A 14,374-nucleotide genomic window follows, 5' to 3' on the forward strand; every position below is an offset into this window, starting at 1 on the left:
GGGAGGCTGTCGATGCTGGCTGCCGTCGCCGACGCGCCCGGACCGCTCGCCGAGGTGCTGACCGTGCGCGACGTGGACGGGCCCGCGGCTCCTGGCCCGGGTGAGGTCGTGGTGCGCATGGTCGCGTCGACCGTCAACCCGTCGGACGAGGTCACCGTCTCGGGTGCCTACGGGTCGCGGACCTCGTTCCCCATGGTCCCGGGATTCGAGGGCGTCGGTGTGATCGACGCTGCCGGCCCGGGGGTGCCTGCCGGGGCGGTGGGCCGGCGTGTCCTGCCGCTGGGGTCTGCCGGTGCCTGGCAGCAGTACAAGCGGCTCGACCACTCCTGGTGTGTTCCTGTGCCGGACGACCTTCCCGACGACGTCGCCTGCTTCGCCTACGTCAACCCCTTGACGGCCGTGACGATGGTCGAGCGGTTCTGCCCGCCGGGCGTGCGGAACGTGGTGGTCACGGCGGCGACATCGGCCATCGCCCGACACCTGGCGGAACTCCTGACCGATCGTGGTGTGGCACCCGTCGGGGTCGTGCGGGGAACGCCGGGCCGGACCGTGGCCGAGCCGTCCCGGTGGCGGGCCGTGATCCGGACGAACGAGCCCGGGTGGCGCGAACAGCTGAGGTCGGTGACCGGCCCCCGAGGCGTCGATGTGACCTTCGACTGCGTCGGGGGAGGCGTGGGCGAGGAGGCGTTCACACTGACGGCCGGCGGCGGCGTGTTCGTCCACTACGGCCTGCTGTCGGGAACGCCGCTCTCGGCGGAGTGCCTCACCGGCCGCGGGGACGTACGCGTGGAGTTCTTCCGCCTGCGCGACACCGTCCACAAGGACGGCGGGCAGCACCTGTCCGACCTGTTCGTACCGGTCTTCGAGAGCCTGCGCCGCGGACGCCTGCGCACGGCCGTCGGGAAACGCATCGGGCTCGGCGAACTCACCGGCCACCTCAAGAGCCCGGCGACGGTACCCGCGGGGAAGCTCCTCATCGAACCGCAGAGGTGACCACCGCGGCGGACCCGGCCGGCGCCGTTCCCGGCGGAAACGCCCCAGGCGTCGCTCATCCGCGCTCGCGGAGGTACGCCTCCAGTTCGGCGGCCCCGGTCAGCATCGCCCGTCCGCGGGCGGACAGCCGGCCGCGCCAGTCGCCCAGTGCGGCCTGCAGCGGCTCCAGCCCGCCGGCCGCCCGCACCTGGGCGATCAGCGGGGCGATCTGCTCCAGCAGGTAGCCGCCGCGTCTGAGTTGGTGGGCCAGCCGGACATCCCGTACGTCGGCCTCGTCGTAGACGCGGTAGCCGGTCCGCGGGTCACGGCGTGGGCGTACGAGCCCGGCGCGTTCCCATGTGCGCAGGGTCGCGGGCCGGATGCCGAGCCTGCGGGCCAGCGGTCCGATGAACGTGCCACGGGGCCCGGACACCGCGTCCGGCCCGGACGCCGCCGTGGGCTCCAGGTCACGGAGGGCACCCTCCACGGCCTGGAGGGTCCGCCGGTCGTCGAGGAGCTGGGCGTGGCCTTCGTCGATGAGGCGGAACGCCTCGTCGGCCGCGCCCTCGTTCACCGCGCGCATGATCGACGTCGCCGCCGGGTGGCCGTGGCCGGGCACCAGGGCGAGGAACGCGCGCAGGGCCGCCGCGTGCAGCGGGGTGTAGGTGCGGTAGCCGTGGGGTGTGCGATCGGCGGCCGGGAGGATGCCGGCTTCCTCGTAGTTCCTGATCGCCTGCGTGGACAGCCCGTGCCCGCGCGCCAGATCAACCGGCCTGAGCCGCTCACCGCTTTGAGAGTTTCTCCCCATGGAGCCGACGATATCGCCGAAAAGTTTCAATCGAGCCTTCAACGATAGCGTTGAAGGCATGGCTACCGACATCAAGGACACCGCCCATGCCGTCGAAGCGGCGGCCGTCATGAGACTGCTCCCGGCGCGGCCGCGGCTGCTCGCCCTGGGCGAGCCCACCCATGGCGAGGACGCTCCGCTCGCCCTGCGCAACGAGCTCTTCCAGGAACTCGTCGAGCAGGAGGGTTACCGGACGATCGCGATCGAGAGCGACTGCCTGAAGGGCCTGGTCGTGGACGACTACGTCACCTCCGGAACGGGCACCCTCGACGACGTCATGGAGCATGGCTTCAGCCACGGCTGGGGCGCCTTCGCGGCCAACCGCGAGCTGGTGCGCTGGATGCGCGCCCACAACGACGGCCGGCCCGCGTCCGAGCGGCTCCGCTTCGCCGGCTTCGACGGCCCGCTGGAGATCACCGGCGCCGCGAGCCCCCGGCCGGCCCTCACCGCACTCCACGGCTACCTCTCGGCCCGGGTGGACGCCGACCTGCTCCCCTGCACCGGGGCAACACTCGACCGCCTGCTCGGCGCCGACGAGCAGTGGACCGATCCCGCCGCGATGATGGACCCGGCCCAGTCCGTGGGGCGGTCGGCCGAGGCCGGGCAACTGCGGCTGCTCGCCGACGATCTGGTGGCGCTGCTCGACGCGCAGACACCCCACCTGCTCGCGGCGACCTCGCAGGACGACTTCGGCCGGGCACGCTTGTACGGGCGCACCGCCACCGGTCTGCTGCGCTACCACTACGGGATGGCCGACACCTCACCGGCCCGCATGACACGGCTGTGCGCGCTGCGGGACGTGATGATGGCCCACAACCTCCTCGCCGTCGCCGCCCGGGGCCCGGCACTCGTCCACGCCCACAACTCCCACCTCCAGCGGCAGAAGAGCACGATGCGCATGTGGCAGGGGCCGGTGGAGTGGTGGAGCGCCGGTGCGCTGGTGAGCGCCCAACTCGGCGAGGAGTACGCCTTCGTGGCCACGGCCCTCGGCACCATCCGGCACCAGGGTGTGGACACGCCGCCCCCGGACACCGTGGAAGGACTCCTCTACGCGCTCCCGGAGGACCGCCGCGTCATCGACACCCGGCGGCTGGCCACCGCCCTCGGCGACACCCTGCCCTCGCCCCGGGTGTCCCCCTGGTTCGGGTACGCTCCGCTCGACCCGGCCCAACTGGCGGACACCGACGGGCTGGTGTTCGTCAAGGACGTCCCACGGACATAGCACCTCCGGCTTCGGCTCCGATCTTGAACGGCCTCTCGGGTCAGTCGCCATCGCCTCTCGGCCCGCTCGGCTACGTCGCCCGGATGGCGTCCGCCGGTGCCGTGCGCAGGGCCTAACGGGTCGGCAGCTCGATGGTCAGGAAGGCCGTGGCCACCACCGTGGCCGCGAGGGCCGGAAGGAGCCAGACGGGGCCCGCCGGCCAGGGGCGGCCGAGGAAGCCCTGGCCCAGCAGGGCCAGGGGAAGGGCGGAGAGCAGCAGACCCGCGGCGAGCGCCGCGGTGGCGATCACGGCCGCCTCGCGGCGCATCATCGCGCGGACCTGGCGCGGGGTCGTGCCGACCAGGCGGAGGGCGGCGATCTCGGTCCGTCGCTGGGCCGTCGCGGCGACCAGCTTGTTGGCGATGCTCAGCAGCAGGTAGCCCAGGAGTACGACGATGGTCGCGAGGTTGATCCACACTTCTGGCGGGGTGTCCTGCTCGCGGCCGGAGGCGTCGGCCGCCCGTTCCAGGACCAGGCCGGGGCGCGCGGCGGTCAGCGCGGCCAGCCGGTCCCCGGCCGTGGCCCTCCCGTCGGTCCGTACCAGCAGGCTCGGGGTGAGGGGGGAGGTGGTGTGCCCGGCGGCCAGGTCGCGGGAGAGGACCAGGGGGCCGAAGCCGAGCCCCCGGTCGTAGACGGCGACGACCCGCGCCTGGACCTTCGCGCCGTCGCCGAGGAACAACGCGATGCGGCGCCCGAGTCCGGCACCACGTGATGCCGCGGCTTCGCTGCTGACGGCGATCGTGGCCCCGGTGAGCCGGTCCAGACCGCCCTCGCGCACCCCGACGTCGAGGACGCCCGCCATCCCGGGTGCGGCGATCAGCGCGGGCACGGAGTCGGTTTCGGTCTCGCCGAACTGCCGGTACGGCCACACCACGGTGGTCGTGCCGACGGGCACGGCGGCCCGCACGCCCGGCACCTCCCGTACGGCCTTCTGCGTGTCCGCCGGCAGTCCGCCGAGGGCGGGCGCGGTCACGCGGTAGGCGGCGAGGGTGCCGGTGCGGGTGTCCTGCACGGTCGCGGCGAGCACCGTGGTCTGCGCGAGGGCGTACGTCAGGACGAAGACGACCGCCATGGCCAACGGACTGATCACGCCGGCGACCCGCAGCGCGTAGGCCCGTACGTTGGCCACCGCCAGCCAGGTCGGGGCGGCGGCGTGGGGCCGCAGCCGCCGTACCGCCGCCTCGCCCGCATGCCGCAACAGCGCCGGTGCACAAAGGGCGAGGCCGGTCGCGGCGATGATGCCGGCAATGGAGGTGGCCGAGGCGCCGAGCAGGGTCCGTGACAGCAGCGGAGTGACGGACAGCGCGCACGCGCCGGCGATCAGCACGACTCCGGTGAGGGTGCGCCCGGCCGACGGCCTGCGCAGCTCGCTGCGGGACTCGGCGACCGCCTCCGTGGCCGGCATCCGCGAGGTGCGCCAGGCCGCGGCCCGGGCTGACAGCTGTACGACCGCGGCCAGCAGGACGGCGGTGGCCAGAGCGGGCAACGGGCTGACCGTGAGCGGGAGTTCGGGCGGCAGTACGCCCCGGTCGGCCAGCAGTTCGCGGAACCGGCCCGCCAGCAGGTAGCCGGCCACCACCCCGGGGACCGCGCCCACCACGGCCACGGCCGAGGACTGCGCGGCGGCCAGCCGGCGGATCTGCCTCGGTGTCGCCCCGACCGCCCGCATCAGTGCCAGGTCACGGCGCTGCCCGGCGATGGACACTCCCAGCGCGCCTGCCGTGACGAACCCCGTGATCAGCAGCACGATCCCGTCCAGTGAGCCGGCCAGCAGCACCAGCAGCGAGCGGGCCGCGCCCGCGCCTGGTGCCACGCTCTGACCGATCGCCGCCCCGGTGAGGACCTTCAGGCCGGTCCCGGTCAGCCGGTCGCGGACCGCGTCGGCGGCCCGGTCCGTGGCGCCGGGCTCGGTACGCAGCCCGATCAGGTCCACCGTGCTCTCGCCGGTGCGTCCGGTCAGCCGCGCGGCGGTCGTATCCGTGAAGTAGATGCCCGCGCCCGGCGCGTCGACCACGGCAGTGACCCGGTAGTCCGCGGCGGGGCGGCCGGCGGCGACGACCCGTACCCGGTCGCCGGCGTGCGGGCCGGCCGAGGCGGACACGGCGACCTCGTCCGCCGCGGCGGGGGCCCGGCCGGTGAACCGGGGACGGGTGAGGAGCTGTGCCGAGGACCAGCCGTGTCCGGCCGCCGCAGGGTCGTCCCCGGTCGGCACGACCCGGCCCCGGGTGTCGACCAGCGCGGCGGGGAAGCCGATGTCGCCGATCACGGCCGTCACTCCGGGCACGGTGGCCAGCCGGCCGGTGAGGGCGGCCGGGACGCGGGCGCGTTCGGGCAGCGCCAGGGGCGGGGCGGCGTCCACGTGGTGTTCCTGGTCGGCGGCGACCACGATGTCCCCGCCGCCGAGCCGGCCGGGCGGCAGCTGTGAGCGCAGTCCCGACTCGGCGAGCACTCCGGTGACGGTGATCAGGGCGGCCCCGCCGAGTACCGCGCACACCACGGCGAGCAGGGCGGTGATCCGGTGGGCGGCCATCCGTACAGCGAGCGGGAACATGGTCTAGCGTTCCCCCAACGCGATGAGCCGGTCGGCGAGTTCGGGCGCGGTGGGGGAGTCGAGGGCTTCGACCACCCGGCCGTCGGCCATCACCAGCGCGTGGTGCGCGCGGGCCGCGGCGGCCGGGTCGTGGGTGACCATGACCACCGTCTGACCCAGTTCGTCGACCATGTCCCTGAGCAGGGCGAGGACTTCGTGGGCGCTGCGCAGGTCGAGGGCGCCGGTGGGTTCGTCGGCGAACACGACGGCGGGCTTGGCCGCCAATGCCCTGACGAGGGCGGCTCGTTGCTGCTGGCCGCCGGAGAGTTCGGCGGGGCGGTGGCGCAGCCGGCCGGTCAGACCGACGCGTGCGACGAGGGAAGTCACCCAGTCCCGGTCCGGTGTGCGGCCGGCCAGGCGCAGCGGCAGCGTGATGTTGTCCTCGATGCTGAGCGAGGGGAGATCAGGTTGTACGCCTGGAACACGAACCCGACGCGTTCGCGCCGCAGTTCGGTGCGGCGGGACTCGTTCAGGCCGGCGATCTCCCGGCCGTCGATGCGGACGCTGCCCGAGGTCGGCGTGTCCAGGCCGGCCGCGCAGTGCATCAGGGTGCTCTTGCCCGATCCGGAGGGGCCCATCACGGCGAGGAAGGTTCCGGACTCGACGGTCAGTGACACTTCGCTCAGGGCCCGCACCCCGCCCGGGTAGGTCTTGCTCAGTCGCTCCAGGGCGATGGCGGGGGCGCGTACGGCGGTCGTGGCGTGGTTCATCGACGGCTCCGCAGACGCTGTACGACGAGGACGGCCGCGCAGAGTCCGGCGACCGCGCCGCAGGCCAGGTGGAGGCCGACGCCGGCGCCGGCGAGGGAGACCACCGTGTTGACGGCCACGCTGACCACCAGCAGCACCCAGAGCAGGACACGGGCCACGGCGGCACGGCTGACGGCGGGCCGTGCGGGATCTTGGTGCCGGGTATCGGCGAGTCCGTAGGGGTCGGTGGTCGTCATCGCGGGGCTCCTTCGACGGGCGCGGTTCCTTGGCGGCCTGCACCGGTCACGCTATGGATCACGCACCCCCCGGGCCGATCCCGCAGCCCGCCCAAGGGGAAGTACAGCCTGCTGTACTTCACGCCGCAGCCGTGTGAGCCGTAGGGTCGGCTGCGCACAGGAGCGGAGCGAGTATGACGACCACCCCGCAGGACGCCGCCGACAGCCTTGGGGACGTCCTGGTACGGGCCCTGAGAGCCTCCACGGCCGCGCTCCGGCAACTCGTCTCCGGTCTCCGTACGTCCGTGCCGGCGTCGGCGGTACTGGTGCTGGCGGCGGTCTGCCTCGTGACCGCGCCGGTGGGCGTGGGCCTGCTGCCGGCGCCCGTAGTGCTGCGCGCGTCGCACGCTCTGGCCGACCGGGAACGGAAGCGGCTGGCCCGTTGGGGGATGGAGGTGCATGCCCCGGACCGGCCGCCGGTCCGGCTGCGGGCAGCCCTCGTCGACCCGACCACCCGGCGTGAACTGCGCTGGCTGCTGCGTCACTCCACGCTGGGGCTCCTGCTGGGGCTGCTCGGGTTGTGGCTCCCGCCGGCCGCGTTCCGCGACAGCGTGTTCCCGCTGGTGTGGCCGCTGTTGCCGTCCGGCGCCACCAGTACGTCGCTGGGGTTCGGGACCGTGCACTCCTGGCCCGGCGCCGTGTCGGTGAGCCTGCTGGGAGTCGGCTGGATCGCGGTGATCCTGGGCCTGACACCCGGCATGGCCCGCCTTCAGGCCCGCCCCGGGCGCAGCCTCCTCGCGGCCGGCCCGGACACCGACCTCTCCCTGCGGGTGGCCGAGCTGACGGCCAGCCGCGCCGCCGCTCTGGACGCCCACGCCGCTGAACTGCGGCGCATCGAGCGTTCGTTGCACGACGGCACGCAGAACCGGATCGTCACGGTCGCCGTGCTGCTCGGCGCCGCCCGCCGCATGGCCGCCCGCGATCCGGAGCGTGCCGACGAACTCCTCGAACGCGCGCAGAGCGCGGCCGAGCAGGCGCTGGCCGAACTGCGGGCCGTCTCCCGCTCCATCCTGCCGCCGGTGCTGTCCGACCGGGGCCTGGCCGGGGCGCTCGCCGGTCTCGCCGCCGAGTGCGCGGTGCCGTGCCGGACCGACGCGGACACGACCGAACGGTGCGCCGCGTCGGTGGAGGCGACCGCGTACTTCGTGGTGGCCGAGGCGCTGACGAACATCGCCAAGCACAGCGGCGCCGCACAGGCCGCGGTGACCGTCCGCGCGCGCGGCGGCCGGCTGCATGTGCGGATCGAGGACGACGGCCGGGGCGGCGCGGACGAGGAGGGCGGGACCGGCCTGGCCGGTATCCGCCGCCGTGTGGCGGCCCACGACGGTACGCTCCGCGTGACCAGCCCGCCGGGCGGCCCGACCATTCTCCAGGTGGACCTGCCCTCCGGGACCTGACCGCCCCGAACTGCCCTGTGAGACAAGTGAGTTGCCGACATGCGAATCGTGATGGCCGAGGACGACCCGCTGCTGCGCGAGGGGCTCGCCCTGCTGCTGGGCGCGGAGGGCCTGGATGTGGTGGCCAGGACCGGCACGGCCGATGAGGTCCTGGACGCCGTCGACGAGCACGCGCCCGACGTCGCCATCCTCGATGTGCGTATGCCGCCCACCCACACGGACGAGGGCATCCGCGCCGCCGTCGAGGCCCGGCGCCGCCACCCCCGTCTGGCCGTCCTCGTCCTGTCCGCGTACGTCGAACAGAGCTTTGCCACCGAGCTGCTCACCGGCGGGGTCGGCGGCCTCGGCTACCTGCTGAAGGAGCGGGTCGGCCGGGTCGAGGAGTTCCTCGACGCCCTGCACCGTGTGGCGTCGGGTGGCACGGCCATCGACCCCGAGGTCGTCGCCCAGCTCTTCACCCGGTCCCGTCGGGACACCCGCCTGGAACGCCTCAGCCCCCGTGAACGGGACGTGCTCGGCCTGATGGCGGAGGGCCTCGGCAACAGCGCCATCGCGGAGCGGCTCGTCGTCACCGACGGCGCCGTGCACAAGCACATCCGCAGCATCTTCGCCAAGCTCGACCTGTCCCCGGCGGACCGGCTGGACCGGCGGGTGGCGGCGGTCCTGCACTACCTGGAGGGCGCGCGGCAACGGACGTAGCACAGCCGGGGCCTACGCTGCGGTGCCGGTGGCGCGGGCCGGCGGGAGGCCGAGCCGGCCGCGGGTGGCGATGAGGAGGACGACCGTCGCGGCCCCGGAACTCACCAGGAACGCGTGCGTGGTGGAGGCGGGCGGCAGCGACGGGAACACGTCGCTCCAGCCGAAGGAGAAGAAGTTGTTGACACTGGCGTGAAGCAGCATGGCCGGCAGCAGGGTCTGGCCGGTGTGGTTGAACACCCAGGTCATGACGAAGCTGAACGCGGTCGTGGCGGCGACGAACTCCACCGGCGCGCTCCAGTGCACGTCCGGCCATCCACCCCACTCGGTCAGGAACAGCGGCAGGTGCCAGACGCCCCACAACGGGCCGAGCACGAGGGTGCCGAGGAAGGGACCGTACCTGCGCTGCAGGCGGGGCATGGCGTAGTCGCGCCAGCCGGGTTCCTCGGCGAGCCCTGTGGTGATCATCTGCAGGACCAGGCCGGGCAGGAGCCCGATCAGCACCGTGGCGGCCGGCAGCACTGGGCGCGCGCCGGACAGTACGGTGGTGACCAGCGTGAGCGCGGCGGGCACCGCGACGACGATGCCCGCGTACCAGCGCCATCCGACCCGCCACTTCGTCATCCGCGCGGTCCAGGACCGCAGCCCCGGACGGCCGTCGGAGACCGCCGTCACCAGCAGAGCCGACACGATCGGGCCGAGGTAGGCACCGGGAAGAACGCCCACGAGCTGTGTGGTGCCGAGCACGGACGGAAAGCCGAAATCCATGACGCCCAGGCCGTCGCCGGACAGGACGTACGGCGTCCACGCCGCCCAGCTCATCAGGAAGGCGAGAAGGAAGAACCAGACCAGCGGGCGGCGCCGGACACGGTCCCGTAGGCGCGTGCGCGTGCGCGCCCGCGGACCGGCGTCCGACGGAGGACGGACGACGTTGACAGATGCCTGATGGCTCACCTCGGTGACCTTTCCGGGCTGTGGGGCATGACGCTCCCAGCACACCGGGCGGACCGTCGCCGATCATTGCCGTACGCACCCCAACTTCCGGTACAGCAGGCCGTACCCGCCCGTCAGGCGCCGCCTGCGAACCGCCGCTGATCTGCATAAACACACTTCGGCGAGTCGGACGGGGCGTCGCTTCTGCCCGGAACCCTCCACCCCAAACGCGTTATGACGCAGATCACATCGTCCTGGCTTTCTCGCGCATGCCCGCACTTGATACAAATTGCCCCGCGTTCCTGTCCGTCGACGGTCGCCCCCTTCCTCTCTCCATCCCCCTGCCGCTTCCGCATGCCCTGGGAACGCCCGTGTCCTCCCTCGCGCCCGCGCACTCGCGCGGCTCCTCCTGGCCCCTCGTCGCCCTCTTCACGGCGGGCTACCTCGCGCCCTATCTGCTGCCCACCGTCGTCGGCCGCCTCGGCGACCGGCTCGGCCTCGGACCCGCCCAAGCAGGGCTCGTCGGCAGCGCCCTGCTGCTGAGCTCGGCCGCGGCGGGCTTCACCCTCGCCGCACGCGTCGAGCGGTTCGGGCCACAGCGCCTGGCCCGAACCGGACTGCTGCTCGCGGCCCTCGGCTACGGCTGCGCGGCCCTGTCCGACAGCGTGCCGGTGGTGGTCGCCGGGGCGATGGCGGGCGGCTTCGGCTCGGGCACGGCCACGACGGTCGCCGCGTCGGGCATCGCGGCCCAGCGCGACCCGCACCGCACCTCGGCCTTCGGCCTGCTGAGCGTCTCCGCGCTCGCCGGCACCGTGTACCTGACGATCCCGCACCTCGGCCCCGGACACGGGCTGCCGTTCGCCGCGATCGCGCTGACCGCGCTCCTGGTGTGGCCGGCGACAGGCCGACTCGCCGGCGCCATGGCGCCCGGTCACACGGCGGCGCCGCGCGGCCCGCTGCCCTACCGTCGCGCGGGGCTCGTCCTCGCGGGCTCGATGCTGTTCTGGTCCATGGCGCAGAACTCGCTGTGGGGCGTGAGCAGCCGCATCGGCCTGCACCAGGCAGGACTGAGCGAGGTCACCGTCGGCGCGGTCTTCGCCACGGCGCTGGGCACCGGACTGCTCGGCGTCATCGGCGCGAGCGCGCTGGGCGCGCGGCTCGGGCGGGCACTGCCGATCGGAGCGGGCACCGCGCTGATCGCCTGCTGCATCGCGGTCAGCGCCTCGGCCGACGACCTGCCGTCGTTCGCGACCGGCGAGATCGCCTGGAACACCGTCTACCCGATCGTCCTGTCCTACCTCATCGGACTGGCGGCCTCACTCGATGCGCGCGGCCGGTGGGCGGTGCTGGCCGGATCCGCGTCCTCCCTGGGCACCGCGTGCGGCCCGCTCACCGGAAGCCTGCTGTCCGCGAGCGCCGGCTACCCGGCGATGGGCCTGGTACTGGGTGCCGGACTGCTCCTGCTGGCGCTGCCGCTGACGGCGGTCGCCCTGCACACCGGCGGCCGCCCGCTCGTCCCCGGCGCGGTCCGGCGCCGGGGCGGCGCCCCGGCCGCGGTGGTCGCGGTCACCACGGGCACCGCGTCCAGCACCGTGCCCCAAGTCGGCGCCCCGGAACAGCCGGTCGTCGAGATCGAGGTCCCGCTCACCGGCCCCGCGCTCGACCGGCAGGCATTCGGCACCGCGGGCCCCCACGGACTCACCCCCACCCAGGCAGCCCCGGCCACCCACTGACCCCGTACACGGCCCCGACCAGGCCGCCACGAGTGCCGGGCCGGGGCGAACACCGGCCGTGCTACGGGGGAGGGGCGCCGGGCGACCTAACCCGTCGCCGGGCCCGCCCTGATCGGTGACCGCGACCAGCACCGGGCGGCGCATCGGCGGCCACTCCGGCAACACGTCGCTCACACTGCCCTGTTGACGCGTGTCAATGATGATCATAGGCTCCCACGCCGTCGGCTCCGGCGCGCCACCGGAATCCGGATTCCGTCCGCCCGCGCGCGACCGTTCCTTCGTCGACCCGTCGACGGCGGGTCCGGGGCCGCTGCCTGACAGCGCCACCTGCACCGCCCCGTACCTACAACTCCGGGAGGAGCAAGTGAAAAGACGTCGCACGGCCCCCTGGGCCGCCTCGGCCGTCATCACCACCTTCGCGTTGACCGGCACACTCGCCGGACCCGCCGCCGCAGCACCCGATACGACACCCGCGTCCGCCACCGCGGCGCAGACCCGGCCGCAGTCCGCGGCCACCGACCCCGTCACGCACGCGGAGAACGACCGCGTCCCGCAGGGCGCGCTCTGGACACAGCACTACTTCCCCTCCTCGGACGGCAGCGGAGTCGAACTGCACGCCGACGTGCTGCGCCCGGCCAACCTGCCGGCGAACGCGAAGACGCCGGTGATCCTCTCGGTGGGCCCCTACTTCTCCCACGCGGGAGAGACCGCCCCCGCGGGCTGGGACAAGGTCGGGCCGTCGGCACGCTTCCAGGACTTCATCGACGGCGCCCGGCTCATGGAGCGCGGATACACGTTCGTGATGGTCGACCTGCGCGGCTTCGGCGGCAGCACCGGCTGCCTGGACTTCCTCGGCCCCGGCGAGCAGGCCGACATCAAGGCCGCCGTCGAATGGGCGGCGAGCCGGCCGTGGTCGACCGGCAAGGTCGGCATGTACGGCAAGTCCTACGACGCCAACACCGGCCTGGCGGCCAACACCCTCAAGCTCAAGCCCCTGCGAGCGATCGTCTCCCAGGAACCGACGTGGAACAGGTACAACTACCTGTACAGCAACGGGGTACCGCGTTCCAACGTGACCAGCACCCCGCGGAGTTACTACTCGATCGCGACGATGGCGCCGCTGGCCGACGACAGCGACCACTACAAGGCGAACGCGGGATACGAGAAGAACCACCCCGAGTGCGAGAGCGACAACCTCACCAACACGCAGAACCCCGACCCGAAGTCGTCGTTCTGGCGAGCCCGTGACTTCGCCTCCCGCGCCGCCGGATCCCAGACGCCGCTGTTCGTCACCTCGGGCTTCATAGAGGACAACACCAAGCCCGAGGAGATGCAGAAGTACCTGGCCAACCACCAGGGCCCGGAACGCGGTTGGCTCGGCCAGTGGGAACACGTACGCGGCAACGAGACCACCGCCAAGGGCCAGCTCAAAATGGGACGGGCCGGCTGGTTCGACGAGGTCATGCGGTTCTACGACCAGTACCTCCGCGGCATCGAACCGTCGGTGACCGACCCGGCCTTCTCCCTGGAGGACAGCCTCGGCCACTGGCGCGCCCAGCCGACCTGGCCCATGACCCACGACGCGTACAAGGTGCGGCTGGCGCCCGGCCAGTACGTCGACGACGGCGGCAAGACGCAGAAGGCCACCCTGTCAGCGCCGCAGCAGCAGTCTCAGGGCTGGGACATCGAGTACGGCCCGGAGGCCGGCTCACTCACGACCGACCAGCCGAGCACACTCAGCACCGGCACCCCCGCCAACAGTTACTGGACCTGGTCCACACCCGCCGCTGAGCAGGTACGGATCACGGGCAGCCCGCAGATCACACTGAAGACCAGGGGCCACGGCAACGTCTGGGCACGCCTGTGGGACATCGCCCCGGACGGCAGGGCGACCATGTTCAACGAGAACGTCGCCCTGCTGAACAACAGCGGATCGACCTCCTTCGCCCTGAAGGCCACGGACTGGACCTTCGAGCAGGGACACCAACTGGGCGTCCAGCTCGGAACCATCACCTCGAAGGGCTGGCAGAGCGTCCCCTCGGGCGAGACGATCACGGTCTCCGACGCCCGGCTCTCCCTCGAGGTGCAGGACCCCCGGTCCGACGCACCGACCCAGGGCGACCGCTCCCCGTACCTGGACACCTACGTGAGGGCGAACACCACGACCCTGACCGACATCGGCACCCCCACCTTCCCCCTGCACATCTCGAAGAACCGATGACCCCGGCGCTGCCCGGCACCCGCCCCTGTGCGGGCGCCGGGCAGCCCGAATGTCCGGGCCGGAGTCTAGGGAGTCGACGGGAGGACGGCTCCGGTGGCCAGTTCCGCGTAGCCGCGGACGAGGCGTAGCGCAGTCGGGCGGTCGAACTGGTGGTCTCGCGCCACGATGCGGTAGCCCAGGTAGTCCTCCAGGGCCATGATCGACTGGGCCAGGTCGCGGGCAGGGCCGGCCAGCGTGAAGCGGCCCGTAGCGGCTCCGTACTCGAAGATCGCTTCGTAGAGTCCGACCTGCCGGTGGTAGATCTCCTGCACCTCGGGCCGCTTGTCGAACTCGAACCCGGCGGCGAGAACGGCCCGCCAGATCACCCGCCACTCCACGTCCTCCGCGCCGCTGGGCAGGCCCGCGGCGATCGTGACCGCCAGCCGCTCGGCGGCGTCCTCGAGCGACTCCGCGACGCGCAGACGTTCGGTGTAGAAGCGCTCGTTGGAGTGTGCGCACAGCTCGGAGAGCAGATCGTCGATGTCCTTGTAGTAGTAGCGGATCGCGTTCGGGGTCATGCCCAGCTCGTCCGCGACGTCGCCGATCCTCAGCGCCGCCAGGTCATGCCGCTCCAAGAGGCTCTTCGCCGCGTTCAGGATGTCCCTGCGTCGTTGCTGCTGAGTGCTCGGGCGAGCCATGCCGGCGGTCTCCCTTGGTTGTCACGGTCGTCCTTGTGTCCACCACACCTTCGCACGACTCG

General features: G+C 73.0%; 11 protein-coding genes and 1 pseudogene. 6 read left to right on the plus strand and 6 right to left on the minus strand.

All coding sequences use genetic code 11. The features are described 5' to 3' along the window. Nucleotides 1-12 precede the first annotated feature (12 nt). Nucleotides 13-993 carry a zinc-dependent alcohol dehydrogenase family protein gene (locus ACF09J_RS24785; RefSeq protein ID WP_392307621.1) on the plus strand — a complete coding sequence of 327 codons (981 nt, stop codon included), beginning with the start codon at nucleotides 13-15 and terminating at the stop codon, nucleotides 991-993. Nucleotides 994-1,048: 55 nt separating this feature from the next. On the opposite strand, the gene ACF09J_RS24790 is transcribed toward ACF09J_RS24785, so the two are convergent. After that, nucleotides 1,049-1,780, minus strand: coding sequence for a TioE family transcriptional regulator (locus ACF09J_RS24790; protein WP_392307622.1), 732 nt, complete (start codon nucleotides 1,778-1,780; stop codon nucleotides 1,049-1,051). Nucleotides 1,781-1,838: 58 nt separating this feature from the next. On the opposite strand from ACF09J_RS24790, the gene ACF09J_RS24795 reads away from it, so the two are divergent. Continuing rightward, entirely contained in the window at nucleotides 1,839-3,041 is a 1,203-nt protein-coding gene (locus tag ACF09J_RS24795; protein ID WP_392307623.1) for an erythromycin esterase family protein, read from the plus strand. A 112-nt stretch (nucleotides 3,042-3,153) separates the two neighbouring features. On the opposite strand, the gene ACF09J_RS24800 is transcribed toward ACF09J_RS24795, so the two are convergent. From ACF09J_RS24800 to ACF09J_RS24810, 3 genes and pseudogenes are all read right to left on the minus strand, one after another. After that, nucleotides 3,154-5,631: an FtsX-like permease family protein gene (locus ACF09J_RS24800; RefSeq protein WP_392307624.1), complete on the minus strand. Its 2,478-nt coding sequence runs from the start codon at nucleotides 5,629-5,631 to the stop codon at nucleotides 3,154-3,156. 3 nt (nucleotides 5,632-5,634) lie between these two features. Continuing rightward, a pseudogene (locus ACF09J_RS24805) lies at nucleotides 5,635-6,380 on the minus strand (ABC transporter ATP-binding protein). Continuing rightward, nucleotides 6,377-6,616 carry a hypothetical protein gene (locus ACF09J_RS24810; protein ID WP_392307625.1) on the minus strand — a complete coding sequence of 80 codons (240 nt, stop codon included), beginning with the start codon at nucleotides 6,614-6,616 and terminating at the stop codon, nucleotides 6,377-6,379. Before ACF09J_RS24810 ends, ACF09J_RS24805 begins: the two are co-directional and overlap by 4 nt. A 173-nt stretch (nucleotides 6,617-6,789) precedes the next feature. Here ACF09J_RS24810 and ACF09J_RS24815 point away from each other — a divergent pair, with 173 nt between their 5' ends. Both ACF09J_RS24815 and ACF09J_RS24820 read left to right on the plus strand, forming a co-directional pair. Then, nucleotides 6,790-8,052 carry a sensor histidine kinase gene (locus tag ACF09J_RS24815; RefSeq protein ID WP_392307626.1) on the plus strand — a complete coding sequence of 421 codons (1,263 nt, stop codon included), beginning with the start codon at nucleotides 6,790-6,792 and terminating at the stop codon, nucleotides 8,050-8,052. 39 nt (nucleotides 8,053-8,091) lie between these two features. Next, nucleotides 8,092-8,751, plus strand: coding sequence for a response regulator (locus ACF09J_RS24820; protein WP_392307627.1), 660 nt, complete (start codon nucleotides 8,092-8,094; stop codon nucleotides 8,749-8,751). Between the two features lie 12 nt (nucleotides 8,752-8,763). On the opposite strand, the gene ACF09J_RS24825 is transcribed toward ACF09J_RS24820, so the two are convergent. Then, the gene (locus ACF09J_RS24825) at nucleotides 8,764-9,702 is read right to left on the minus strand and encodes a CPBP family intramembrane glutamic endopeptidase (protein WP_392307628.1); all 939 of its coding nucleotides are present in this window, start codon (nucleotides 9,700-9,702) and stop codon (nucleotides 8,764-8,766) included. 350 nt (nucleotides 9,703-10,052) lie between these two features. Between ACF09J_RS24825 and ACF09J_RS24830 the strand changes: the two genes are divergently transcribed. Both ACF09J_RS24830 and ACF09J_RS24835 read left to right on the plus strand, forming a co-directional pair. Next, nucleotides 10,053-11,414, plus strand: coding sequence for an MFS transporter (locus ACF09J_RS24830; RefSeq protein ID WP_392307629.1), 1,362 nt, complete (start codon nucleotides 10,053-10,055; stop codon nucleotides 11,412-11,414). A 364-nt stretch (nucleotides 11,415-11,778) separates the two neighbouring features. After that, complete coding sequence (locus ACF09J_RS24835; RefSeq protein WP_392307630.1) at nucleotides 11,779-13,635, plus strand: CocE/NonD family hydrolase; 1,857 nt, start codon at nucleotides 11,779-11,781, stop codon at nucleotides 13,633-13,635. A 65-nt stretch (nucleotides 13,636-13,700) separates the two neighbouring features. On the opposite strand, the gene ACF09J_RS24840 is transcribed toward ACF09J_RS24835, so the two are convergent. Next, a complete protein-coding gene (locus tag ACF09J_RS24840; RefSeq protein ID WP_392307631.1) occupies nucleotides 13,701-14,312 on the minus strand; it encodes a TetR/AcrR family transcriptional regulator in 612 nt (203 codons plus the stop codon). Nucleotides 14,313-14,374 lie beyond the last annotated feature (62 nt).

It is taken from the genome of Streptomyces sp. NPDC014889, from assembly GCF_043081205.1.
Lineage (GTDB): Bacteria > Actinomycetota > Actinomycetes > Streptomycetales > Streptomycetaceae > Streptomyces.

What these genes read in the sequence shown, in the direction of transcription:
- ACF09J_RS24795 (WP_392307623.1), top strand. Translation starts at nt 1,839, where the DNA reads ATGGCTACCGACATCAAGGACACCGCCCATGCCGTCGAAGCGGCGGCC.
- ACF09J_RS24785 (WP_392307621.1), top strand. Translation starts at nt 13, where the DNA reads ATGCTGGCTGCCGTCGCCGACGCGCCCGGACCGCTCGCCGAGGTGCTG.
- ACF09J_RS24790 (WP_392307622.1), bottom strand. Translation starts at nt 1,780, where the DNA reads ATGGGGAGAAACTCTCAAAGCGGTGAGCGGCTCAGGCCGGTTGATCTG.
- ACF09J_RS24840 (WP_392307631.1), bottom strand. Translation starts at nt 14,312, where the DNA reads ATGGCTCGCCCGAGCACTCAGCAGCAACGACGCAGGGACATCCTGAAC.
- ACF09J_RS24815 (WP_392307626.1), top strand. Translation starts at nt 6,790, where the DNA reads ATGACGACCACCCCGCAGGACGCCGCCGACAGCCTTGGGGACGTCCTG.
- ACF09J_RS24800 (WP_392307624.1), bottom strand. Translation starts at nt 5,631, where the DNA reads ATGTTCCCGCTCGCTGTACGGATGGCCGCCCACCGGATCACCGCCCTG.
- ACF09J_RS24820 (WP_392307627.1), top strand. Translation starts at nt 8,092, where the DNA reads ATGCGAATCGTGATGGCCGAGGACGACCCGCTGCTGCGCGAGGGGCTC.
- ACF09J_RS24810 (WP_392307625.1), bottom strand. Translation starts at nt 6,616, where the DNA reads ATGACGACCACCGACCCCTACGGACTCGCCGATACCCGGCACCAAGAT.